The following is a 22,551-nucleotide window of genomic DNA, read 5'->3' on the forward strand; positions in this document are numbered from 1 at the left end:
TCGGCCTTTCGGTATCGATAACGGCCCTCATCCCATAAACCCCGAAGGCGTCCCCCCGGTCACCTGCCGGAACGCATACGAAAACGCCGCCGTACTGCTGAACCCGGCCAGCCCCGCCGCCTGGGCGATGGTCTTGCCCCGCGCCAGATGGTCGATGGCCCGGACGATGCGCGCCCGTTGCCGCCAGGCGCGGAAGGTGAGGCCGGTTTCGGCGGGAAAGAGGCGGCTGAGGGTGCGCACGGAGGTGGCGGCGCCGGCGGCCAGGTCCGGGGTGGTGAGGGCGAGACCGGTGTCGGTGAGGGCCAGTTGGGCGACGCGTTGGCCCACCGGGCTGGTGGGCAGGGGCAGGTAGGTGGGGGCGTCGACCACGGCGCTGAGTTCGTGGAGGATCAGTTGGCCGATAAGAAGTTGCTTGTCGGCGTCGGTGTCCGGGGCGAAGGCGGCGCGGGTGAGTTCGCGCAGCAGGGGCGAGACGCGCAGGGCGAATTCCCGGTCCAGGGGCAGGGCGGGGGCCCAGCGGCGCAGGGCGTCCGGGTGCCAGTGGAGCAGGCGCATTTCGGCGCCGGAGAGCACGTCCAGGCGGTGGGTGATGCCGGCGGGGATCCAGACGGCGAGCTGCGGGGGCACCAGCCAGCGGCCGGTGTCGGTGTGAATCTGGGTGGTGCCGGAGAGTGCCAGAATCAGTTGCGCTTCGTCGTGGTGGTGGGGGTCGATGCGTTCGCCGGGTCGGCGGGCCCTTTGCCGGATGTGAAAAAGGGGCTGGATGCGGAACAGCGGGTGGAAGGCGCCGGGGGCTGCGTAGTCGGGTTGGCGTGTCATCGATAATCGTTGGCGCAATTTCAGTTTCCGGCGATGCTAGCATGGCCCGATTGCGACGGTCGACCGGGCGTTCCGGGCCGCGGTCCGTCGCCGGGAGCCTGCCAGCCAGATGAGTGACACCACGCTTTCTTCTTCCTCTTCCTCTTCCATGAATGACGGTCTGCCGGCCCGCGAGCGGCGCTGGGCGGCGGTGGCCGTGTTGCTGGGCATCGCGCTGAGCAATCTGAGCACGGCGGTGGTGAACATCGCCCTGCCGGATATGGCTCTGTCTCTGGGCGCCAGCGACGCGGCCACGGTGTGGGTGGTGAACGGTTACCAGCTGGCGGCGGTGGTGTGTCTGCTGCCGGTGGCGGCGATGGTGGAGGCGCTGGGGCTGAAGCGGTTGTTCGCCACCGGGCTGGCGGTGTTCACCCTGTCGTCGCTGGTGTGCGCGGTGGCGCCGACCCTGGGTACCCTGGTGGCGGCCCGTTTGCTGCAGGGCGTCGGCGCGGCCCTGTTGTCGGTGGCCGGGGTGGCGCTGGTGCGGGTGATCTATCCGCAGCGGCTGGTGGGCAAGGGCATGGCCTGGCTGGCCATGGCGGTGGCGGTGCCGGCGGCGCTGGGGCCGACCTTCGCGGCCATGGTGCTGGCGGTGGCGTCCTGGCCGTGGATTTTTCTGATCAATGTGCCGCTGGGCGGGGTGGCGTTGTGGTTGTTTCTTCGTACCGTGCCGGGCAGCGAGCGCACCGCCCACCGGTTCGACGGGCTGGGCACGTTACTGAACGGGCTGGCCTTCGGTCTGCTGGTGGTGGGCGTGGGCACCCTGGGCAGCGGCGACCGGCGTCTGGCGTTGGCGGAGATCGCGCTGGGGCTGGTCTGCTTTGTTCTGTTGTTCCGGCAGCAGCGGCGTCATCCGTCGCCGATGCTGCCGTTCGATTTGCTGCGGTTGCCGGTGTTTTCCCTGGCGGTGCTGACCTCGTCCTGTTCCTACACGGCGCAGATTCTGGCCTATGTGTCGCTGCCGTTTCTGTTCGAGCGGGTGCTGAATATGACGCCGGTGCAGAGCGGGCTGCTGATCACGCCCTGGCCGCTGACCACCGCCATCGCCGCCCAACTGGCCGGGCGGCTGGTGGTGCGTTATCCGGCGGCGGTGCTCAGCAGTCTCGGGCTGGGGATTCTGGCGGCGGGGCTGGTGCTGATGGTGTTTCTGCCGGCGGAGCCGGCCTATTGGCAGATCGCCTGGCGCATGGCCCTGTGCGGAGTCGGCTTCGGCCTGTTCCAGACCCCGAACAACACCGCCATGATGACCACCGGCCCGGCAACGCGCAGCGGCGCCGCCTCCGGCATGAACGCGGTGGCCCGGTTCGCCGGCTGGACCCTGGGGTCGGCGCTGGTGACGCTGCTGTTCGGCCTGGGCGGCGAACAGGGGCCGGCGCTGTGCCTGGCGGTGGGCGCGGCGTTCGCCGCCAGCGGCGCGGTGGCCAGTGCCGCGCGCCGCTGGCGGGAAGTACGCGCCGCCGGCTGACATTTGCCGGGGAGACCAGATGGGTTACAGCACCCGTCCGGCCAGCCACTGCATGGCCAGCGCCAGGCCCAACACGGCGCCGCCGGCCATCAGGCTGGTGGTCAGCGCATGGCGGCGCCATTGCGCCTCTACCTTGGGGCCGAACCGCCACACCAGCCAGGCCAGGCCGTAGTAGCGGATGCCCCGGGCGATCAGGGCGGCCAGCACGAACAACGCAATCGGGTAGCCGGACAGACCGGCGGTGATCATCGCCACCTGAAACGGGATCGGCAGAATGCCCAAGGTGAGGATGGCGATAAAGCCGTACTGGTCGAAGAAACCCTGGAAGCCCTGGTAGGCGTTCTGCATGCCCATGGCTTCGATGAACCAGGTGCCCAGCGACTGATAGAGCACCATGCCGACGCCGTAACCGAGCAGCGAGGCCAGCAGGCAGCCGGCGGTGGTGACCGTGGCCAGCCGCCAGAGGCGCTCGCGGTTGGCGGCCATCAGCGGGATCAGAATCAGCTCGATGGGCACCGGCAGGATGATGGTCTCCAGAAAGGAGAGCACGCCCAACAGCCACGGCATGTGCCGGGAGCGGTTGAGGCGTTCCAGCCAGCGCTGGGTGCGGTCGGTGGTGGGCATGGCGCGCTACTTTAGCCGGTTTGATCCGGTTTGTCCGTGGCGGCGAATCGGACAACAATAGCCGGCTTCCTTTCCTGCCAGGGCCAATACCGATGGACACCGTTTCGTCCGAGCTTCCCGATCACGTTCAACGCGGCAATATCTGGCGGCTGTCGGTGTCCCAGGCCCTGGCCGGCGCCAACGCGGTGGTGGTCTACGCCACTGGCGCCATTGTCGGCGATGCCTTCGCGCCGTCGCCGGTGCTGGCCACCTTGCCGGTGTCGATTTTCGTGGTGGGCATGGCGGCGTCGATTCTGCCGGTGGGCGTGATCGCCCGGCGGCGCGGCCGGCGCACGGTGTTCCTGCTCGGCGCCGGGGCCGGCGTGCTGGCCGGTGCGGTGGCCACGGTGGCGGTGCTGGTGGCGTCGTTCTGGCTGTTCTGCCTGTCCACCTTCTTTGGCGGTGCCTACGCGGCGGTGGTGCTGTCCTACCGCTTCGCGGCGGCGGACGGGGTGACGCCGGCGCGGCGGGCGCGGGCCCTGTCACTGGTGATGGCCGGCGGCGTGGCCGCCGGGGTGATCGGGCCGCAGCTGGTGACCTGGACCATGGACCTGTGGGCGCCGTTCACCTTCGCCGCCACCTTCGTGGTGCAGGCGGCGGTGGCGGCGCTGTCCGCCTTGCTGCTGGTCGGCGTGCGCCTGCCGCCGCCCACGGCGGCGGAGCAGGCCGGCGGCCGGCCGCTGGCGATGATCGCCCGCCAGCCCCGTTTCGTGGCGGCGGCGGTGTGCGGCGCGGTCTCCTATCTGGTGATGAATTTCCTGATGACGGCGGCGCCGCTGGCCATGCATCTGTGCGGGCACTCCCAGGCCGCCGCCAATCTGGGGCTGCAATGGCACGTCATCGCCATGTACGCGCCCAGCTTTTTCACCGGCAACCTGATCGCCCGCTTCGGCGCCGGCCGGGTGGCCGCCGTGGGCCTGGTGCTCACCGGCGTGTCCGCCGCCGTCGGGCTGCTGGGCCTGGAGGTGCGCCACTTCTGGTGGATGCTGGTGCTGCTGGGCCTGGGCTGGAACTTCGGTTTTCTGGGTGCCTCCGCCATGGTGCTGGAATGCCATCGGCCGGAGGAAAAGACCCGCGTGCAATCGCTCAATGACTTTATCGTCTTCGGGCTGATGGCGGTGGGCTCGTTCTCCTCCGGCGGCCTGCTCAGCGCCTACGGGTGGGAGCGGGTGCTGTGGGTGTCGTTCCTGCCGCTGGTGCTGGCGGCGCTGGCGCTCACGGTGGCGCTGCGCCGCCGCGCGCCGGCGGCCTGATCACCCGATTTCTTCCATGAAATCCAGCGCGCCCTGCTGGCGGATCACGCGGCGGTGCTGGTCCCAGAGTTCGCGGATGCGTTCCTGGTTGAGTTGCTGGCGGTCCAGCAGTACCCGGGTGTTGAGTTCGCCCACCGGGGCGGGGCTGGGCACCTTGCTGAACACGAACTGGTTGCTGATCAGGTCCAGGAAGGGGCCGGCCTTGCTGGTGGGCATGATGAAGATCAGCTGCAGGCCGAGGGTTTCGGTGAGGTAGCGGATCACGCTTTTGGAGCGGCTTTCGTCCATGTGCATGAAGGCTTCGTCGACGATCACCATGCGCAGGTGGCTGTCGCCTTCGTTGAAGCGGAAGGCGCTGGTGATGGCGGCGGCGCGGATGATGTAGGCCGGCGTTTCCAGTTGCCCGCCGGAGCCGGTGCCGTATTGGCTGAGGCTGATGGGGGCCTTGTTTTCCGGGTGTTTGAGGATGTCGTACTGGCGGTAGCGGCGGTAGTCGCTGATCCGTTCCAGTTCGCGCAGGGCCTGCTGTTCGTCACCGTCCAGCAGCAGGGCGAGCAGCCGGTCGCGCACCGTTTCCGCCTTGGCGGAAAGCGGCGTGTCGAACAGGCTGGCACCGTCGCCGAGATTGGGAATCTCGATCACTTCCTTGAAGAAATTCCAGTATTCCTTGTATTCCGGAATCCACTGCCACTCGAAGGAGAAGCGCTCCCGGTCGGCGCCGAACTGGTGATGCTCCAGTTCGGCGTTGAGGTTTTTCAGAATGCGCTCGCCGTCCTGGATGGCCTGATGAATCTGGCTGCACAGGTCGCTGACGAAGGTGGTGTTGAAGGTTTCCCGCAGGCCCTGGAGTTTTTCCTGTTTTTCCAGCAGGACGTTGTTGCTCAGCCGGTTGTGCAGGTTGTCGAGCTGCTGGTGCAGGCCGTGCACGTGGCCGAAGAAGGGCGCGCTGTGCAGTGCCTCCTGGCTGTCGGCCAGCAGTTGATCGGCGGGCTGGGCCTGCTGGTTGTACTGGTCCAGGGTTTTTTGCAGGGCCACGGCGGTTTCCGTGAGCGCCCGGGTCAGGGCCTGTTCCTCGGCGACGAAGTCGATGTCGCCGTGGGCCTGGCGCAGGCGCTGGTCCATGGCCTCGACGCGCGGGTCCACGTCCAGGCCCGGCCAGTAGCGGGTGCAGGCCCGCAGGCTGGCCTCCGCCTGTTCCTGGGCGTCCTGGTAGCGTTCGCTCTGGTCCGCCAGTTTGCCGAGGGTGGCGGTGCAGGCGCTCAGTTGGGCGCTCAGTTTGCCGTTGTCCTCGGTGAGGGTTTTCAGGCGGGTTTCCAGGTCCCGGTGACGGGTGCGGGCCTGTTGCTGCCGGTCCTCCAGGTCCTGGTGGTCGCTCAGGTCCAGGTCGGCCAGGGCGGCTTCGGTCTCCTCCAACTGGTGGCGGGTCTCCAGCAGATGGCTGGCGGCGGCGACCCAGTGCAGGGGTTGGAAGGCGCGCACCTGGTGGTGCAGCTGCCGCACCGCCTGGTAGTCGTCGGCGGCCCGCCGGTACTGTTCCTGCAGCTCCAGCAGGGCGCCGCGCTGGGCGCGCAGGTTGCGCTCCCGCGCCGCTTCGCCAAACACCAGCTGGCCGTCATCCAGGTCGCAGCGGAACAGGGCGTAGTTGCCGGAGCCCAGGCCGTCGACGGTGATGCCCCGGCGGGTGGTGCGCAGGGTATCGGCGTCGTTCACCCGCACCACGTTGCCGTAGGAGGCTTTCAGGTAGTGCTCGGCGGTGCGGTGGCTGAAGCGCAGGGCGTGAAACAGGGAATCGTCGGGCAGATGGCTTTTTTCCGCATCGCGACGGGCCTGCTCGCCCTGGATCACCCGGGCCCGGTTGCGCTGTTTGCCGGCCAGACGGCGGACGATGCGGATCGCCTCGGCCTCGTGGTCCGGTTCCACCAGGATGCCGAAGCGGGCGCCGCCGATGTAGCCCTCGATGGCCATTTGCCAGTCGGCGTCCCGCACGTCCACATGGTCGCACAGCACCCGGGGTTCCGCCTCGGGGCACTGCTGGCGGATCGCCTGGACGGCCAGCTCCACGTCCTGGGGGTAGTTGACCTTTTTTGATTCCAGATTACGGATCTGGTGCTCCAGACGTTTTTGTTGCTGGTCCAGCTGTTCCAGGGCCTGGCCCCGGCGGCTGACCAGCCGGTCCAGCCGTTGCGCCACGGTCTCCGCCTCCTGGCCGGGCGCGGCGTGCGATTCGTCGTGCAGCAGCCCGGCCAGTTGGTTGTGCAGCTGCTGTTCGTCGCGCACCCGGGCCAGGCCCGCTTCCAGCGGCGACAGGTCGATCCAGTCCCGGGCCAGCATCTGGTTCAGGTCCGGCAGTGCCTTGCTCTGCTCGGCCAGCAGCGCCTTGCTGGTGGTGCGCCAGGCGTTGCCGCCAAACAAGGGCAGTTCCAGTTCCAGGCTGTGCCGCGTGAGCAGGCCCTGAATGTTGCGCAGGGCCTCCAGGTTGGCGCCCCGTTGCCGGTCCTGTTCCAGCAGCGGCCGGGCGCCGTCGCGGAGCTGTTCGGTGAGCGCCGCCTGGCGGGCTTCCAGGGCCTGTTTGTCGCGCAGGGCGGGGATGCCGAGAATGCGCGCCTGCAGGTCCACCAGTTCCTGGTGGGCCTGCTCCAGCCGCTGCTGCACCTGGTCCGCTTCGTCCCGGTTGCTGTCCTGCTGCTGGCGGAGCCGGCTTTGTTCTTCCTTGCGTTCCCGGTAGTCCGCCTGGTTACGGCGGAACTGCTGGGCGGCGGCGCCGTAGGCCTGGGTGGTGCGTTCCAGCCAGTGTTCCAGGTAGTCGCCGGCCTGCTCCCGGGCGCGGGCCAGCAGGTCCACGTTGCGGCGCAGTTGTTCCGCTTCCTCGGCCATGCCGTGGACGGTGCGCATCAGGTCGCGGATGCGGCGCAGGGTGTCGCCCATGTCGTGGGGTTCGAGCACCTCGCTGGCGACGAATTGGTTGATCGATTCCACCGGCTTGTAGGCCATGAAACGGGCGAAGGTGCGCGCCGCGTTGCGCGCTTCGTTGCGCGATACCGCGTCGCGCTTGCCGCGCAGGGCGCCGTACAACCGCGCCAGATAGGCGCCTTTCTTGTCGTAGGTTTCCACTGCTTTCTTGCCGAGCCGGCGGCGTAGCAGGTTGGCGATGTCGGTGATCGCCACGGTGTGCTTGCCGTCCACGTGTTCGTGAACGAAGTCCGACAGACTGAGCATCTCGCCGGCCACGATCATTAGCAGCAGGTCGTCCTGGCGGGCCTGGGCGCTGGTGCCGGCGCGGTCCAGGTGGGCGCGCACGCCGATCACGGCGGTGAACGGTTCGGCGGTTTCGCCCTTGGTGGGGTGGAACACGCCGGCGATGTAGCCGTCGCTGTCGTAGGGGCGGGCGAAGGCGCCGTCGTCGCAGCCCAGCACGTAGGAGGCCAGGGTGCGCACCTGCTTGCCGCCACGGCCGCGCTGGGTGGTTTCGTCCTGGCCCGGGTTGTAGTTGAACAGGTTGTCGTGGGCGGCGGTCATCAAGGTTTGCAGGGCGTCGGCGGCGGTGGTCTTGCCGGAGCCGTTGCCGCCGGAAAACAGGTTCACCGGGCCGTACTCAAACTCGCCGGCGGGCAGGTTGCCCCAGTTCACGGTGATCGAGCGTTTCAGGTACATGGCTGGTCCTCCTCGCCCTCGCTCAGGGTGGCCAGTACCGCGTCGGTGACCAGGCTGGTGATGTCCGGGCGGATGGTGAGCCAGGCTTCGCCGTCTTCCAGGTCGCCGTCGCCGGCACTGCGGATTAGCCGTAGCTGGCGCATGCGGCGAAACAGCGCCTCCCGTTCGGTACGTCCGTCCGGCAAGGGCCGGCCCAGCAGGTTCTTGCTGGCCAGATTCAGCGCCTCCAGGGGCAGGGTGGCCTGGCCCTGTTCGTCGATCTGGCCCTCGCGCAGGGATTTGTCGTATTCCGCCCGCAGCACCAGAATCAGCGCCACCTCCTGCTGGCTGAGCCGGTTGCGCAGGCCATGATTGAAGCCGGTGTCGTTGAAGCCGGTGTCCTGGTCCGCCTCACCGGGCACCTCGGCGCCGGGGGGAAACAGGCGCAGGGAGGCGAAGCGGCGCTCATGGTGCAGGCGTACCCGCAGCACGCTCAGATAGTCCTCCACCAGCTCCGGGACCCGCAGGTAGCGGTCGTACAGCTCCGCTTCCTTTTTGCTTTCGTCACGGCGCAGCACGCCGTGGTCGAGCAGGCGGATCATCAGTTCCGAGAATTGCGCCGGGGTGACGCCGTGGGCGTCCAGCGCCTCATTCAGGGCGTGCCGTAGTGTCATCCTGTTCCAGTTCCAGCAGGAAGCCGTCCCGGCGCACGAAGTAGTGTTCATCGCGGACGACGTCGGTGGGTTCGATGCGCAGCCGGAAACCGGCGGCGGCGTGGTCGGCGCTGCCCAGTTCGATCACGTGGCTCAGCGCCAGCAGGTCGCGGGCGTCGTTGACGGGCAGGTCGCGGTTGTCGATGCGGCGGCTGGCGCCGAGGGCGTCGCGCAGGTAATCGCGCAGGGCGCCGCCATTGATATGGAAGGCGCTTTCCAGCAGCCGCTCGGTGGCCAGCTCACGGAGGGTGGCGTCATCCGGGGCGTCCAGTTCCGCCATGCGGTGCTGCACCCGGCGCGGCGCGCGCGCTTCGCGCAGACGCACCTGGGCCGGATCGATCAGCCCCAGGTGCAGGCTGGCCATGGCCTCGCCGGCCTGGCCCAGGCGCCGGGCATAGGTGTCGTCGTCCAGCTCCGAAAGCCGCTGGCACAGGCCGACGATGTCGCCGTGCTTCTGGCTGTGCAGATAGCTGAGCTGGCGGATGATGATGTCCGCCCGGCGGGTAAACCCCTGCAGGGTGCGGCGCAGGGCCGGCAGCATGATTTCCGAGGCATTGCGCATGCGCGTGTCGATGCTGTCCAGCAGCTGGAACAGCACCGAGGCCTCGGCGCTGACGATCAGATCCGGGGCCAGGCGGCGCAGTTCCTTCTCGGCCCGGGCCTTCCAGGCTTTCGGCTTGCGCTTGATCCGTTCGATCACGGCGCGGATGCGGTCGCGGTGCTTCTCCACGCTGTCGGCGGAGATGCGGATCGCCACGTCCGGCTGAAAGCGCTTTTCCATGAACTCGAAGAACTGGTCGCTGGCCTGCTGGACCAGTTGCCGGGATTCCACCTCCCGCACCAGCTCCCGCTTGCGTTCTTCCAGCTCGGCGATGATGTCGGTGAAATCGGCGATGATCCGTTCGGAGTGCTCGTGGGCGTCCAGCAGGTCATAGACTTCACCGCGCTCGGCGAAGGCCGCCAGGGCATTGAGGGTGTTGCGGGTATTGCGGTGGCGGGTGCGCACGCTGCGGCCGTCCACCTCGGCCAGGGTCTGGGTGAACAGACGGCCGGTGCGGCTGAACGGGTAGGTGGACTGGAACGAGGCCTCGTCCTTGTCGCGCTTGAGCCAGCCGTGTTCCACCAGCAGGTTGAGGATCCAGCCGGCCTGCTCCCGGTTGTTGCGGAAGCGCCCGGCCTCGTCGTCGCCTTCCAGCAGCGGCGCCCGCTCCAGGGCCTCGCTGAACACGTCCAGCACCTGGTCGCGCTTCAGCGATTCGCCGTAATCCGCCTGGCTGCCGTAGAGCCGCTCGTGGAGCAGACGCACGCACTCCGCCACCTGCTCCCGGTACTTGCCGGTGAGCGGTTTGAAGAACTGCTCGCGTTCGTCCGTGAAAAACATGAAAGGGCACCGGCGCTCCACCAAACGCGCTATTTAATCAGGTTGCCGGCCGTCTTCAAAGACGACCCCTTTACCGACCGGTTACAGATCCGCCACAGGACCCCTACGGGAACGGGCGTGCCTGCCACGGGACCGTCATCTTGCCCGCCCAGGCTGGGTGATTTTCCAGGTCCGATCCGGCCGAAGGGGGTAAACCATGGCACTGTCACGACGCGATATTCTGCAACTCATGTTTCTGGCCGGCGGCGGCGGCGCCCTGGCCGCCTGCGGCGGGGGTTCCTCGTCCGGTCCGTCCGGCGCTGGGGAGACACCCCGGGACCCGGGCGACGGCGGCGGCACCCCGACGCCGACGCCGGAGCCGCCGGCGCCGGCCCGGGAACTGCCCCTGCGCGCCGGGCCGCTGGCCAACATCGGGCCGCTGGTGGACTCCGGCGTGGACGGCGTGCTGATCCCGGAAGGGTTCGCGCTGCGCCGGGTGGCCACCGCCGGCCGCCAGCCGGTGTCCAAGCTGCCGCTGTTTCTCTGGCATTCGTTGCCGGACGGCGGGGCGGTGTTTTCCCAGGCGGACGGCGGCTGGGTGTATGTGTCCAACAGCGAGTTCGTGCCCGGTGGGGTGGGGGCGCTGCGCTTCGGCGCCGACGGTGAACTGCTGGACGCCTATCCGATCCTGTCGAACACCCGCATCAACTGCGCCGGCGGCGCCACCCCCTGGGGCACCTGGCTGTCCTGCGAGGAGGTGGAAGACGGGCAGGTGTATGAGTGCGACCCGGTGGGCACGCCCCGCCAGGCGCAATCCCACCCGGCCCTGGGGCGTTTCAAACACGAGGCCGCCGCCGTGGACCTGGCCACGTCGTCGGTGTTCATGACCGAGGACGAGGGTGACGGCCGCCTGTACCGGTTCCGCTCCGCCGGCCGGGTCAGCGCGGTCAACGGCGCCCCCGGGCTGGACCTGGACAACGGCGTTCTGCAGGTGCTGGAAGTGGAAGGCTTCGAGAACGGCGCCTATATGGAAGACCTGGCCGGCGCCCGGGCGCTGCGCCGGGTGACCTGGGTGGACGTGCAATCCCCGGACGAACCGCAGAGCCGGGTGCGGGCGCGCATCGAGGAGAGCACCGGCCAGGGCGCGCCCGGGACCCGTTTCAAGGGCGGCGAGGGCATCTGGATTCAGTACTGGCCGGAGGGGGAGCGCGACACCGTGACCGGTTTCGAGCACCCGCTGCGGGCGGTGGTGTTCTTCGCCTGCAAAGGCGACAACCGGGTGCACGCCCTGGACGTGGACAACGACCTGATCGAGGTGGTGTTCGACAACGAGCAATTGATCAGCGCCGGCGAGGACGCCTTCGACGACGTGGACAACCTGGTGGTCAGCCCCATGGGTGACGTGGTGGTGGCCGAGGACGGGGAAGCCATGCGCCTGATGGTGATGGTGCCCAATCAGCCGGCCCGAATCCTGCTGCAGGTGCCCGGCGGCGGCAGCGAGCTCACCGGGCCGGCGTTCACCGCCGACGGGTCGCGCCTGTACTTCAGCTCCCAGCGCGGCCCCGCCGGCCTGCTCGGCCTGCCCCTGGGGCGCACCTACGAACTGACCGTGCCGGCCGCCTTTCGCGCCGTTTGAGCGGCCCGCCCGTTGCATCCGGCGGGGCTTGTGCCTAGGCTTTCCGGTCCGGCACACCGAGAGAGACGGCGACAATGGCATTCAAGGTTTATGTGGACGGTCAGGAAGGCACCACCGGTCTGCGGCTGTTTGATTATCTGGAGCGGCGCGACGACATCGAGCTGCTGCGGATCGACAGTGCCCTGCGCAAGGACCCGGCGGAGCGGGCCCGTCTGCTGAACGCCGCCGACGTGGCTTTCCTGTGCCTGCCGGACGCCGCCTCCCGGGAGGCCGCCGCCATGGTGGACAACCCGGACACCTGCCTGATCGACGCCAGCACCGCCTTCCGGGTGGCCGAGGGCTGGGTCTATGGCCTGCCGGAGCTGGCCCCGGGCCAGCGCGACAAAATCCGCGCCAGCAAGCGCATCGCCAATGTGGGCTGCCACGCCAGCGCCTTTATTCTGGCGGTGCGGCCGCTGGTGGACGCCGGCCTGCTGCCGGCGGATTATCCGCTCACCGCCACTTCCATCACCGGCTACAGCGGCGGCGGCAAGAACATGATCGCCGATTACGACGCCGACGCGGACGGGCTGCTGCGCGCGCCGCGTTCCTACGCGTTGGGTCTGGAGCACAAGCACCTGCCGGAAATGCAGCGCTATGCCGGCCTGGGGCTGGCGCCGGTGTTCGTGCCCACGGTGGGGCCCTTCCTCAAGGGGCTGGCGGTGACTGTGCCGCTGCATCTGTCCCACCTGAAGGCGGGCACCGGCGCCGACGATCTCTACCAGGCGCTGCGCGGCCGTTACGCCGATGAGCCGTTCGTGCGGGTGCACGCGCCGGACGACCCGGCCAACCTGAACGGCGGCTTCTTCGACGTGCAGGGCAGCAACGACACCAATCGGGTGGACCTGTTCCTGTTCGGCAACGGCGAGCGCCAATGCGTGGTGGCCCGGCTCGACAACCTGGGCAAGGGCGCCGCCGGCGCCGCCGTGCAGAACATGAACGTGCACCTGGGCGTGGATGAAGGCACTGGCCTGAGCGCGTGACGCCCGCGTGGGAAGCGTGCCCGGGGGGCTCGCGGTCGGGCCACCGCTCCTGCCGTTTTCGCGGGCGGACGTTTCGCGGGCGCCGGTTCAGCGTCCGCGCAGGGCGCGCTTGAGTTCCTCCTTGTTCATCTTGCTGCGCCCGTCGATGCCCACCTTCTTCGCCTGCTGGTAGAGCTCCTCGCGGCTCCAGTCCTCGTAGGGCGGCTGCTTGCCGCCTTTCTTGCCGGCGTTGCGGGTGTTGGCGATCCGCGCCGCCTTGGACTTGCTCATGCCCCGGTCGCGCAGTGCCTCGTACTGATCGTCGTTCTTGATCTGCTTGCCGTGGTTTTCGCTGGCCATGGGATCACTCCTTGATCGTTGACAGGGGCTTCCATGGTGCGCTTCCCGGCGCGGCGGGTGGTGTATAAAAATGCAAAAACCCGGTCAGGCCGACCCGGTCAGGCCGACCCGGCCGCCCGCGCCAGCTGATCGGTGTCCACCCGCACGAACACGGAGTCGGCGGTGGCGGTAAGCACGTCGCCGGCCCACACCTCGCAGATCACCCGGCTCTTGCGGCCCACGTCGCCCTCCACCCGGCCTTTCAGCAGCAGCGGCACGCCCATGGGCGTCGGCTTCAGATAGCGAATGTCCAGGCGGCCGGTGACGCAGTTGATGGGCGGCTGGCTGCCCGCTTCGCGGCCCTCGGCCCGGTAGTGGTAGGCCATGGCGGTCCAGTTGGAGTGGCAATCGATCAGCATCGCCAGCAGGCCGCCGTAGACCAGACCCGGCCAGCCGGTGAACTGCGGGTCCGGAGTGTGGGTGGCGACCACGTGCCGGCCGTCCTCGTGCCAGTGGCTTTTCAGATGCAGGCCGCTGGGGTGGGCGCTGCCGCAGCCGTAGCAAATGCCGTCCGGGTGGCCCCGGTCCTGAAGCGAAAGAGTGTCTGTCATTGCGGGGTCCCGAGCCGGGGCGCCGCTTGCGTCGGCGCCGATACACTGTTTTTATCAAGCACTGTTTTATCAAGCGCGGCGTTTTTGAAACGCCGTATCAAAAAAATGCCGCCTCAAAAAACAATACGGCCCGCCCCCTGTCAAGCGCGGCCCCGCCAAGAGTGATCGTCCATGACCGAGAACGCCCTGTTTCGCCGCGAAGGCGACGTCTATCTGCCCGGCGAAAACGCCGGCGGCCCCTGGAGCCCCGACTTTCTGCACGGTGGCGCGCCGGCCGGTCTGCTGGCCACGGTGCTGGAGCCCGCCGGCACCGAGGGCGGCCTGCGGCTGGCGCGCTTCACCGTGGATCTGCTGCGGCCGGTGCCGGCGGCGCCGCTCACCGTGGAGGTGCAACGGGTCCGCGACGGTCGCCGGTTGCGCCTGTTGCAGGCGGACCTGAAGGCCGACGGCGTGATCGTCAGCCGCGCCAGTGCCTTGTATCTGGAGCAGGTGCCCCTGGAGGTGCCGCCGGCGGCCCGCTTCCCGGCCGGCGACCTGCCGCCCCGGGGCGACGACGAGGCCAGCCTGTCCGAGGCCGCCGGTCGCGCCCGGGGCCAGGCGCCCCTGCCGCTGCCGGGCCTGCACCATACGGTACGGGTGGTGCGGGTGGACGGCGTGGACGGCAGCGGCCGTGGCCGGGTGTGGATGCGCCTGCCGGTGCCGGTGGTGGCCGGCGAAGCCTGCTCGCCCTCGGTGCACGCCGCCGCCCTGGCGGATTTCGGCAACGGGGTGGGGCAGTTGCAGGTCAATCCGGGCACCGGCTGCATCAACACCGACATCAGCCTCTATCTGCACCGGGAACCGCGTGGCGGGTGGCTGGGCATGGACGCTCTGGCGCGCATGCAGCCCAACGGCAACGGTCTGGTGGAAAGCACGCTGTACGACCGGGACGGCCCGGTCGGGCGCATACTGCAGGCCACCCTGGCGATGCCGGTGTACGCCACCAAGGATTAAGGCGAATGATTAAACAGGTTTAACAGGAGTAGGGGAAAACCCCCATAGGAACGACGCCATCAGGGCCATAGCGTGAGGGGTGCCATTCAAAGGCGACAAGGAGAGAGCCGATGAAAAGCGAACCAATGAAGAAAGCCACCGCCACCCTCGCGGTATTGACCCTGAGCGCGCTGAGCGCCGCGGTGCCCGCCAACCAGGGCAGCCGCGACGTGACCGACGCGGAAACCATGCAGAACCCGAGCAGCATGCAGGAGCAGCGCTCCGCCAATCTGGAAAACCCGGACGAGCGCCGCAATACCCGGGACGTCCTGGACCAGGCCGGCGAAGTGCTGACCGCCATGGAGCGGGACGAGGAACTGCAGAATGCCCTGCGTCAGGCCAAGGGCGTGTTCCTGGTGCCCGACTTCGGCCGTGGCGCGCTGGTGCTCGGCGGCCGTGGCGGTCAGGGCGTGGTGTTCACCAAGCAGGACGGTGACTGGAACGGCCCGGCCTTCTATAACTTCGGCGCCGTCAGTGCCGGTGCCCAGGGCGGCATCAGCGCCGGCCAGGTGGCCATGCTGCTGATGACCGACGAGGCGGTGGATTCCTTCAAGCAGGACCACAACTTCGCCCTCAACGCCGATGCCGGCCTTACCCTGATCGACTGGTCCGGCCAGGCCCAGGGCAGCTGGGGCAAGGGTGATGTGATCCTGTGGAGCGACACCGAAGGCGTGTTCGCCGGTGGCGCCATCAGCGTCAGCGATGTGTTCGCCGATGAAGAGGCCAACCAGGAATTCTATTCCCAGGCCGGCGAGGTCAACGTGGTGAGCATCCTCCAGGGTGACGTGGACAGCGACCAGGACGTCAAGCTGATCGACCGCCTGCCCTGAAGCCTCGTTCTTTTTCATCACAGAACCGGAACGGCGCCGCCCCGCGGCGCCGTTTTTCGTTGGGCGCCTTCAATCCGGCGTCATCACCACCTTGATGCAGCCGTCCGTCTTGGCGTTGAACTGCGCGTAGGCGTCCGCCGCCTTGGACAGGCCGTAGCGGTGCGTGACGATGAACGAGGGGTCGATCTGCCCCTGCTCGATGGTCTCGAACAGCGACGGCATATAGCCCTGCATGTGGGTCTGGCCGGAGTGCACGGACAGGGACTTGTTCATCAGGCCGCTTATCAGCACGCCGTCCACCTGATCGGTGTACACGCCGGGCAGTGACAGGGTGCCCGCCTTGCGACAGGCGCGGATCATCTCGTTGAGCACCCCCGGGCGGTTGGGCTCGCTGGAGTCCGCGTCGCGCTGCTGGTATTCCGGATCGCCGGCGCCGTGGGCCTCGGCCCCCACCGCATCGATGCAGCTGTCCGGACCGTAGCCCCGGGTCATCTCCATCAGCCGCTGGTACGGGTCCTCCTGCTCGAAATTGAGGGTCTCGACCCGGGATTTCCGGCGCGCCAGCTCCAGGCGTTCCTCGCGGCGGTCGATCATGATCACCCGGCCGGCGCCGCGCATCCAGGCACTGTGGGCGGTGAACTGGCCCACCGGGCCGGCCCCCCAGATCGCCACCGTATCCCCCGGCGTAATGTGCGCGTTCTCCGCGGCCATGTAGCCGGTGGGGTAGATGTCGGACAGGAACAGCAGTTTCTCGTCCGGCAGCTCGGACTCGATCTTCAGCGGCCCCACGTCCGCGTAGGGCACGCGCACGTACTCCGCCTGGCCGCCGGGCATGCCACCCAGCAGATGGGAATAGCCGAACAGGGCGGCGGGGGAGTGCCCCATCACCTCGGCGGCCTGGTCCGCGTTGGGGTTGCTTTCCTCGCAAAGGGAATAGAGCCGCCGGTCGCAGAAAAAGCAGTGGCCGCAGGAAATGGTGAACGGCACCACCACCCGGTCGCCCTTTTTCAGGTTGGTGATCGCGGAGCCGGTTTCCACCACCTCGCCCATGAACTCATGGCCGAGCACATCGCCGGGCTGCATGCCGGCCATCAGGCCGTTGTAGAGGTGCAGGTCGGAGCCGCAGATGGCGGTGGCGGTTACCTTGATAATCGCATCCCGGGGTTCCTGGATGGTCGGGTCGGGCACATTGTCCACGCGCACGTCGTGGGTGCCGTGCCAGGTCAGCGCTTTCATAACAGTCCTCCTTGTACAGCGCATCCATATCAGACCTCACGCTAGGAGCACGCCTCCGGCCTGGCCATCGGGACAAACCCCTAGGGGAGGCCGCGCAGCCGGGCACGCGGCCGGGTCGGCCCGTGACCGGGCCCCTATTTGCCCGCCGCCGGGGCCTGTATGATGACGGGCCGCCGTCGCGGCAGGCGCCGGCGGTCGAGCAATGGCGAGAAGAGGGAATTTTCGTGACCGACATTCATCAACGGGCCGCGGAACTGGCCCGCCGGCTCAACGCCCGGCGTCTGAAAATGGCCACCGCGGAGTCCTGCACCGGCGGCGGCATCGCGTACGTGCTGACAGAGATCATCGGCGCCTCCGATTGGTTCGAGCGGGGTTTCGTGACCTACTCCAACGACGCCAAGATGGAGATGCTGGGCGTGGCCGCCGCCACCCTGGACCGGCACGGTGCGGTCAGCGAGGCCACCGTGCTGGAAATGGCCCGCGGCGCGCTGATCCGCTCCCGCGCCGACATCAGCGTGGCGGTGAGCGGCGTGGCCGGGCCCGGCGGCGGCAGCGCCGACAAACCGGTGGGCACGGTCTGGATCGCCTGGGCCCAGGGCCCGGACTGGTCCCGGGCCGAGCGGTTTCAATTCACCGGCGATCGCGGCGCGGTGCGCGACGCCACCATCGAGGCCGCCGTGGAAGGGCTGATCGCCCGGCTGGCGGCGGTCTGAGCGGCGGGGGTTGCAGCGCGGCGCGACACTGCCCATAATGCTGTCCAGATAGACAGTGCTGGCCAGGAGGTCAGCATGTTCCAATGCACGGTTTCAGAGACGGTTTCAGGACATCGGTCCAGGACAAGGAATCGGAGAGGGGTTTCAAATGAGCGACAAGAGCAAGGCACTGTCGGCGGCGCTGTCCCAGATCGAGCGCCAGTTCGGCAAAGGTTCGGTAATGCGCATGGGCGACCAGAAGCGCGAGCGCATTCCCGCCATTTCCACCGGTTCCCTGGGCCTGGACATCGCCCTGGGCATCGGCGGCCTGCCCAAGGGCCGCATCGTGGAAATCTACGGTCCGGAATCCTCCGGTAAGACCACCCTGACCCTGAGCGTGATCGCCCAGGCCCAGAAGAAAGGCGCCACCTGCGCCTTCGTGGACGCCGAGCACGCCCTGGACCCGGATTACGCCGAGAAGCTGGGCGTCAACGTGGACGACCTGATCGTGTCCCAGCCGGACACCGGCGAGCAGGCCCTGGAAATCACCGACATGCTGGTGCGCTCCGGCGCCGTGGACGTGGTGATCGTCGACTCGGTGGCGGCGCTGGTGCCCAAGGCGGAGATCGAAGGCGAGATGGGCGATGCCCACGTGGGCCTGCAGGCCCGCCTGATGAGCCAGGCCCTGCGCAAGATCACCGGTAACGTGAAAAACGCCAACTGCCTGGTGGTGTTCATCAACCAGATCCGTATGAAGATCGGTGTGATGTTCGGCAACCCGGAGACCACCACCGGCGGTAACGCCCTCAAGTTCTATTCCTCCGTGCGCCTGGACATCCGCCGCATCGGCGCGGTCAAGCAGGGCGACGAGGTGATCGGCAACGAGACCCGCGTCAAGGTGGTGAAGAACAAGGTGTCGCCGCCGTTCCGCCAGGCCGAATTCCAGATCCTCTACGGCCAGGGCATCAACCAGCTCGGCGAAGTGCTGGACCTGGGCGTGCAGCAGGGGCTGGTGGACAAGTCCGGTGCCTGGTACGCCTACCAGGGCGACAAGATCGGGCAGGGCAAGCAGAACGCCTGCGACTATCTGGCCGAGCATCCGGACGTGGCCCAGGCCATCGAGAAGGAAATCCGCGCCCGTCTGCTGGCGGTGCCCAGCGAGGCACCGGCCGAGGCCGAAGAGAAGTCCGAAGCCACGGATGAGTAAACGGGGCGACGGGGCCGGCGACGGCCCCGTGGACGAGGCCACCGTGCGGCAGTACGCCGTCAAGCTGCTGGCGCGCCGGGATCACGGCCACCACGAACTGCGCGGCAAGATGCGGCGCCGGTTCGGTGACCAGGCGCCGCTGGACCCGGTGCTGGAATGGTGCCAGGAACACGACTTTCTTAACGACCGGCGCTTCGCCGGTTTTTTCGTGCGCTCGCGCATCGAACGGGGCCAGGGGCCCCTGCGCATCCGCGCGGAATTGCGTGAGAAGGGGCTCGGCGACGAGATGATCGGCGCCGCCCTGGACGAGGCGGACTGCGACTGGTTCGCCCTGGCCCGGGACGTGCACGGGCGCCGCTTCCGGCATCCGCCGGCGGACCGCAAGGAAAAGGCCAAGCAACTGCGCTTTCTGCAGTCCCGGGGCTTCGACGCGGAGCAATGCTTCGCCGCCCTGGACGCCGCCAGCGAGGACCAGGATACGCTGGACTGACCGAGGGCCGGCGGCCCACGTTTTTTGATCGGGGAACGTAGATGGAATACCTGGGAGACCCCTGGCTGGTCGCGGCGCTGCTCGGCTCCGGCGTGATTGCCGGCTTTATCAATACCCTGGCCGGCGGCGGCGGTCTGCTGATCCTGCCGCTGCTGATGCTCACCGGCATGGGTCCGGCCCTGGCCAACGGCACCATGCGGGTGGGCGTGCTGATCCAGTCCCTGGAAGGCGTGCGCCAGTTCCATCGCCACGGCTCCATGCCGTTCAACACCCTGCCGGGCATTCTGGTGCCCACCCTGGCCGGCGCCCTGCTCGGGACCCTGGCCGCGTCCTTTCTGCCCACCGACATTCTGGAGCCGGTGCTGCTCGGCACCCTGGTGCTGATGGCGGTGGTCATGGTGGTCAAGCCCGCCACCCTGGTGGCCGGGCCCGACGAGGCGCCCCGCGCCCTGGCGTCCACGCCGGCGGCCTGGGTGGGGCTGTTCCTCACCGGCGCCTACGGCGGCTTCGCCCAGGCCGGGGTGGGCTTTTTGCTGATCGCGGTGCTGGCGGGCCAGTTGCGCTACGACCTGGTGCGCACCAACGGCCTCAAGCTGGCCATCACCGGCGGCTTCACCGTGCTGGCGCTGTCCATCTTCGCCTGGCGCGACCAGGTGGCCTGGCTGCCGGGCCTGCTGCTGGGCGCCGGCACCCTGCTGGGCGTGCGGCTGGGCGTGGGCTTCGCCCACAAGGTGTCCCAGCGGGTGTTGAAGTGGATCCTGCTGGTGATGGTGGTGGCGGTCTGTACCGCCGCCTTTTTCAAGTAAGCGGCCCCATCGCAACCGCCCTGGGACAACGCTATACTGCCGGTCCCTAATTTCCGGTAAGTGTTTGTTCCGTATGACCAGCGCTGAAATCCGCCAGGCCTTTCTCGATTATTTCGCCCGCCAGGGACACGCCAAGGTACCCTCGTCCTCCCTGGTGCCGGAGAACGATCCCACCCTGCTGTTCACCAACGCGGGGATGAACCAGTTCAAGGACGTGTTCCTGGGCCGCGAAAAACGCGACTACAGCCGCGCCACCAGTGCCCAGCGCTGCGTGCGCGCCGGCGGCAAGCACAACGACCTGGAGAACGTGGGCTACACCGCCCGCCACCACACCTTCTTCGAGATGCTGGGCAACTTCAGCTTCGGCGATTACTTCAAGCGCGACGCCATCCGCTTCGCCTGGGAGTTTCTCACCGGCGAGCTGGGCCTGCCGGAGGAGCGTCTGTGGGTGACCGTGCACGTCTCCGACGACGAGGCGGCGGACATCTGGCTCAAGGAAATGGGCGTCAGCGCCGAGCGCTTCTCGCGTCTGGACGAGGACAATTTCTGGCAGATGGGCGACACCGGCCCCTGCGGCCCCAGCTCCGAGATTTTCTATGACCACGGCGCCGACGTGCCCGGGGGGCCGCCGGGCTCCGAGGACGGCGACCTGGACCGCTACATCGAAATCTGGAACCTGGTGTTCATGCAGTACGACCGCCAGGACGACGGCGAGCTCAAGCCGCTGCCCAAGCCCAGCGTGGACACCGGCATGGGCCTGGAGCGTATCGCCGCGGTCAAGCAGGGCGTGCACTCCAACTACGAGATCGACCTGTTCCAGAATCTGCTCAAGGCGGCGGCCAAGGCCACCGGCTGTGACGACCTGGAGAACAAGAGCCTGCGGGTGATCGCCGACCACATCCGCTCCGCCGGCTTCCTGATCACCGACGGCGTGGTGCCTTCCAACGAGGGCCGCGGCTATGTGCTGCGCCGCATCATCCGCCGTGCCCTGCGCCATGGCCATCAACTGGGCCAGAGCCGGCCCTTCTTCCACACCCTGGTACAGGCGCTGGTGGACGAAATGGGCGACGCCTATCCGGAACTGGCCCGGGAGCAGGCGCGGGTGGAGAAGGCCCTGCTCGCCGAGGAAGAACAGTTCGGCCGCACCCTGGCCGCCGGCATGAAGGTGCTGGAAGGCGCCATGGCCGACCTGGACGGCAAGACCCTGCCCGGCGAAGTGGTGTTCCAACTGTACGATACCCACGGCTTCCCGCCGGACCTGACCGCCGACGTGGCCCGCGAGCACGGCCTGGACGTGGACCTGGAAGGCTTCGAACGGGAAATGGACGCCCAGCGCCAGCGCGCCCGGGGCGCCGGTGCCTTTGGCAACGATTACAGCGACCGCCTCAATATCGAGTCGGTCACCGATTTCTCCGGCTATGAGAAACACGAAGACCAGGCCGAGGTGGAAGCCCTCTACCGCGACGGCGCCGCCGTGGACCGGCTGGAAGCCGGCGACACCGGCATGGTGGTGCTCAAGCGCACCCCGTTCTACGCGGAGTCCGGCGGCCAGGTGGGCGACCGGGGCGTGCTGGCCGGCGACGGCGGCCGCTTCGACGTGGAAGACACCCGCAAACGCGGCCAGGCCCACATCCACATCGGCACGGTGCGCGAGGGCGCTCTCAAGGTGGGCGACAAGGTCGACGCCTACGTGGACCTGGAACGGCGCCGCGCCATCATGCGCCACCACTCCGCCACCCACCTGCTGCACGCCGCCCTGCGCCAGGTGCTCGGCGAGCATGTGCAGCAGAAAGGCTCCCTGGTGGCGCCGGACTACCTGCGCTTCGACTTCTCCCACGGGGAAGCTCTGAGCGCCGACCAGCGCGACCGCATCGAGGCCATCGTCAACCGCCAGATCCTCGCCAACGCCGCCGTCACCACCGAGCTGATGGACATGGACGCCGCCCGCAAGGCCGGCGCCATGGCCCTGTTTGGCGAGAAGTACGCCGATGAAGTGCGGGTGCTGACCATGGGCACCGACGGTTTCTCCAAGGAACTGTGCGGCGGTACCCATGTGCAGCGCACCGGTGACATCGGCCTGTTCAAGATCACCCTGGAAACCTCCGCCGCCGCCGGCGTGCGCCGCATCGAGGCGGTCACCGGCGAGTACGCCCTGGCCGCCGTGCGCGACCAGGAGCGCGCGCTGGAGGAGATCGCCGCCACCGTCAAGAGCAGCCCGGAGCTGGCCGCCGGTCGCGTGGCCGCCCAGGCCCGCCGCCTGCGCGAGCTGGAAAAGGAAGTGGAGCGCCTGAAACAGAAACTGGCCTCCGGCGCCGGCGGCGACCTGACCGCCGACGCCCGCGAGGTGGCCGGGGTCAAGGTACTGGCCACCCTGGTGGACGGCGCCGACGCCAAAACCCTGCGCGTGACCATGGACAAGGTGAAGGACAAGCTGGGCTCCGGCGTGATCCTGCTGGCCGCCGCCGACGGCGACAAGGTGGCCCTGGTGGCCGGCGTCACCAAGGACCTCACCGACCGGGTCAAGGCCGGTGACCTGATGAAACGGGTGGCCGAGCAGGTCGGGGGCAAGGGCGGGGGACGCCCGGACATGGCCCAGGGCGGCGGCACCGACGCGGCGGCTCTGCCGGCGGCGTTGGAAGGTGTGTACGGCTGGGTGGAAGAGCGGCTCTGAAAACCGGTCGCGGCTGAAGCGATCCGGCCCTTCACATGAAACCCCGGCGCGAAAATGC

The 22,551-nt window shown here is 68.3% G+C and carries 19 protein-coding genes; 11 read left to right on the plus strand and 8 right to left on the minus strand.

The features are described 5' to 3' along the window. Positions 1-27: 27 nt before the first annotated feature. On the minus strand, positions 28-819 hold the full coding sequence (locus IM760_RS08055; protein ID WP_204428184.1) for an AraC family transcriptional regulator: 792 nt from the start codon (positions 817-819) through the stop codon (positions 28-30). Between the two features lie 109 nt (positions 820-928). Here IM760_RS08055 and IM760_RS08060 point away from each other — a divergent pair, with 109 nt between their 5' ends. After that, the gene (locus IM760_RS08060; protein ID WP_204428186.1) at positions 929-2,323 is read left to right on the plus strand and encodes an MFS transporter; all 1,395 of its coding nucleotides are present in this window, start codon (positions 929-931) and stop codon (positions 2,321-2,323) included. 24 nt (positions 2,324-2,347) lie between these two features. On the opposite strand, the gene IM760_RS08065 is transcribed toward IM760_RS08060, so the two are convergent. Next, positions 2,348-2,947 (minus strand): YqaA family protein, encoded by a 600-nt coding sequence (locus IM760_RS08065; RefSeq protein WP_204428188.1) that lies wholly within the window; start codon positions 2,945-2,947, stop codon positions 2,348-2,350. Between the two features lie 92 nt (positions 2,948-3,039). Here IM760_RS08065 and IM760_RS08070 point away from each other — a divergent pair, with 92 nt between their 5' ends. Beyond that, positions 3,040-4,239 (plus strand): MFS transporter, encoded by a 1,200-nt coding sequence (locus IM760_RS08070; RefSeq protein WP_204428190.1) that lies wholly within the window; start codon positions 3,040-3,042, stop codon positions 4,237-4,239. Here IM760_RS08070 and IM760_RS08075 read toward each other — a convergent pair whose 3' ends face one another. From IM760_RS08075 to IM760_RS08085, 3 genes are read right to left on the minus strand one after another with little or no spacing between them, the layout of a single operon-like run. Further along, complete coding sequence (locus IM760_RS08075) at positions 4,240-7,890, minus strand: ATP-binding protein (protein WP_204428192.1); 3,651 nt, start codon at positions 7,888-7,890, stop codon at positions 4,240-4,242. It lies immediately after the preceding gene. After that, positions 7,881-8,543, minus strand: coding sequence for a DUF4194 domain-containing protein (locus tag IM760_RS08080; RefSeq protein ID WP_204428194.1), 663 nt, complete (start codon positions 8,541-8,543; stop codon positions 7,881-7,883). The genes IM760_RS08075 and IM760_RS08080 overlap by 10 nt, the downstream gene beginning before the upstream one ends. Next, positions 8,518-9,963: a Wadjet anti-phage system protein JetA family protein gene (locus IM760_RS08085; protein ID WP_204428196.1), complete on the minus strand. Its 1,446-nt coding sequence runs from the start codon at positions 9,961-9,963 to the stop codon at positions 8,518-8,520. Before IM760_RS08085 ends, IM760_RS08080 begins: the two co-directional genes overlap by 26 nt. Positions 9,964-10,159: 196 nt before the next feature. On the opposite strand from IM760_RS08085, the gene IM760_RS08090 reads away from it, so the two are divergent. Continuing rightward, complete coding sequence (locus IM760_RS08090) at positions 10,160-11,578, plus strand: alkaline phosphatase PhoX (protein ID WP_204428198.1); 1,419 nt, start codon at positions 10,160-10,162, stop codon at positions 11,576-11,578. Positions 11,579-11,652: 74 nt separating this feature from the next. Then, the gene (argC, locus tag IM760_RS08095; RefSeq protein ID WP_204428200.1) at positions 11,653-12,600 is read left to right on the plus strand and encodes an N-acetyl-gamma-glutamyl-phosphate reductase; all 948 of its coding nucleotides are present in this window, start codon (positions 11,653-11,655) and stop codon (positions 12,598-12,600) included. Positions 12,601-12,687: 87 nt separating this feature from the next. Here argC and IM760_RS08100 read toward each other — a convergent pair whose 3' ends face one another. Together IM760_RS08100 and IM760_RS08105 are read right to left on the minus strand one after the other, a co-directional pair. Then, positions 12,688-12,939: a DUF7218 family protein gene (locus IM760_RS08100; RefSeq protein ID WP_204428202.1), complete on the minus strand. Its 252-nt coding sequence runs from the start codon at positions 12,937-12,939 to the stop codon at positions 12,688-12,690. Between the two features lie 98 nt (positions 12,940-13,037). Next, positions 13,038-13,529, minus strand: a complete 492-nt coding sequence (locus tag IM760_RS08105; protein WP_204428204.1) for a PaaI family thioesterase — start codon at positions 13,527-13,529, stop codon at positions 13,038-13,040. 171 nt (positions 13,530-13,700) lie between these two features. Here IM760_RS08105 and IM760_RS08110 point away from each other — a divergent pair, with 171 nt between their 5' ends. Together IM760_RS08110 and IM760_RS08115 are read left to right on the plus strand one after the other, a co-directional pair. Beyond that, a complete protein-coding gene (locus tag IM760_RS08110) occupies positions 13,701-14,522 on the plus strand; it encodes a thioesterase family protein (RefSeq protein WP_204428206.1) in 822 nt (273 codons plus the stop codon). A 110-nt stretch (positions 14,523-14,632) separates the two neighbouring features. Beyond that, positions 14,633-15,391 carry a lipid-binding SYLF domain-containing protein gene (locus IM760_RS08115; RefSeq protein WP_204428207.1) on the plus strand — a complete coding sequence of 253 codons (759 nt, stop codon included), beginning with the start codon at positions 14,633-14,635 and terminating at the stop codon, positions 15,389-15,391. 69 nt (positions 15,392-15,460) lie between these two features. Here the strand turns inward: IM760_RS08115 and IM760_RS08120 are convergent, their stop codons facing one another. After that, a complete protein-coding gene (locus IM760_RS08120) occupies positions 15,461-16,627 on the minus strand; it encodes a zinc-dependent alcohol dehydrogenase (RefSeq protein WP_204428208.1) in 1,167 nt (388 codons plus the stop codon). Positions 16,628-16,851: 224 nt separating this feature from the next. Between IM760_RS08120 and IM760_RS08125 the strand changes: the two genes are divergently transcribed. From IM760_RS08125 to alaS, 5 genes are all read left to right on the plus strand, one after another. Beyond that, complete coding sequence (locus IM760_RS08125; RefSeq protein ID WP_338021383.1) at positions 16,852-17,340, plus strand: CinA family protein; 489 nt, start codon at positions 16,852-16,854, stop codon at positions 17,338-17,340. A 148-nt stretch (positions 17,341-17,488) separates the two neighbouring features. Beyond that, complete coding sequence (recA, locus tag IM760_RS08130) at positions 17,489-18,526, plus strand: recombinase RecA (RefSeq protein WP_204428209.1); 1,038 nt, start codon at positions 17,489-17,491, stop codon at positions 18,524-18,526. Then, the gene (locus tag IM760_RS08135; protein ID WP_204428210.1) at positions 18,519-19,016 is read left to right on the plus strand and encodes a regulatory protein RecX; all 498 of its coding nucleotides are present in this window, start codon (positions 18,519-18,521) and stop codon (positions 19,014-19,016) included. Before recA ends, IM760_RS08135 begins: the two co-directional genes overlap by 8 nt. A gap of 41 nt (positions 19,017-19,057) precedes the next feature. After that, positions 19,058-19,822 (plus strand): sulfite exporter TauE/SafE family protein, encoded by a 765-nt coding sequence (locus tag IM760_RS08140; protein WP_204428211.1) that lies wholly within the window; start codon positions 19,058-19,060, stop codon positions 19,820-19,822. 73 nt (positions 19,823-19,895) lie between these two features. After that, positions 19,896-22,493: an alanine--tRNA ligase gene (gene alaS, locus IM760_RS08145; protein ID WP_204428212.1), complete on the plus strand. Its 2,598-nt coding sequence runs from the start codon at positions 19,896-19,898 to the stop codon at positions 22,491-22,493. Positions 22,494-22,551: the final 58 nt, after the last annotated feature.

The organism is Alloalcanivorax marinus (assembly GCF_016906305.1).
Classification (GTDB): domain Bacteria; phylum Pseudomonadota; class Gammaproteobacteria; order Pseudomonadales; family Alcanivoracaceae; genus Alloalcanivorax; species Alloalcanivorax marinus.

Bases quoted from the DNA above. Each gene is read 5' to 3' on its own strand.
- IM760_RS08100 (WP_204428202.1), bottom strand. From the start codon at position 12,939: ATGGCCAGCGAAAACCACGGCAAGCAGATCAAGAACGACGATCAGTAC.
- IM760_RS08055 (WP_204428184.1), bottom strand. From the start codon at position 819: ATGACACGCCAACCCGACTACGCAGCCCCCGGCGCCTTCCACCCGCTG.
- IM760_RS08075 (WP_204428192.1), bottom strand. From the start codon at position 7,890: ATGTACCTGAAACGCTCGATCACCGTGAACTGGGGCAACCTGCCCGCC.
- IM760_RS08085 (WP_204428196.1), bottom strand. From the start codon at position 9,963: ATGTTTTTCACGGACGAACGCGAGCAGTTCTTCAAACCGCTCACCGGC.
- IM760_RS08135 (WP_204428210.1), top strand. From the start codon at position 18,519: ATGAGTAAACGGGGCGACGGGGCCGGCGACGGCCCCGTGGACGAGGCC.
- IM760_RS08060 (WP_204428186.1), top strand. From the start codon at position 929: ATGAGTGACACCACGCTTTCTTCTTCCTCTTCCTCTTCCATGAATGAC.
- IM760_RS08105 (WP_204428204.1), bottom strand. From the start codon at position 13,529: ATGACAGACACTCTTTCGCTTCAGGACCGGGGCCACCCGGACGGCATT.
- IM760_RS08140 (WP_204428211.1), top strand. From the start codon at position 19,058: ATGGAATACCTGGGAGACCCCTGGCTGGTCGCGGCGCTGCTCGGCTCC.
- recA (WP_204428209.1), top strand. From the start codon at position 17,489: ATGAGCGACAAGAGCAAGGCACTGTCGGCGGCGCTGTCCCAGATCGAG.
- IM760_RS08110 (WP_204428206.1), top strand. From the start codon at position 13,701: ATGACCGAGAACGCCCTGTTTCGCCGCGAAGGCGACGTCTATCTGCCC.
- IM760_RS08115 (WP_204428207.1), top strand. From the start codon at position 14,633: ATGAAAAGCGAACCAATGAAGAAAGCCACCGCCACCCTCGCGGTATTG.
- IM760_RS08080 (WP_204428194.1), bottom strand. From the start codon at position 8,543: ATGACACTACGGCACGCCCTGAATGAGGCGCTGGACGCCCACGGCGTC.
- IM760_RS08090 (WP_204428198.1), top strand. From the start codon at position 10,160: ATGGCACTGTCACGACGCGATATTCTGCAACTCATGTTTCTGGCCGGC.
- argC (WP_204428200.1), top strand. From the start codon at position 11,653: ATGGCATTCAAGGTTTATGTGGACGGTCAGGAAGGCACCACCGGTCTG.
- alaS (WP_204428212.1), top strand. From the start codon at position 19,896: ATGACCAGCGCTGAAATCCGCCAGGCCTTTCTCGATTATTTCGCCCGC.
- IM760_RS08120 (WP_204428208.1), bottom strand. From the start codon at position 16,627: ATGAAAGCGCTGACCTGGCACGGCACCCACGACGTGCGCGTGGACAAT.
- IM760_RS08070 (WP_204428190.1), top strand. From the start codon at position 3,040: ATGGACACCGTTTCGTCCGAGCTTCCCGATCACGTTCAACGCGGCAAT.
- IM760_RS08065 (WP_204428188.1), bottom strand. From the start codon at position 2,947: ATGCCCACCACCGACCGCACCCAGCGCTGGCTGGAACGCCTCAACCGC.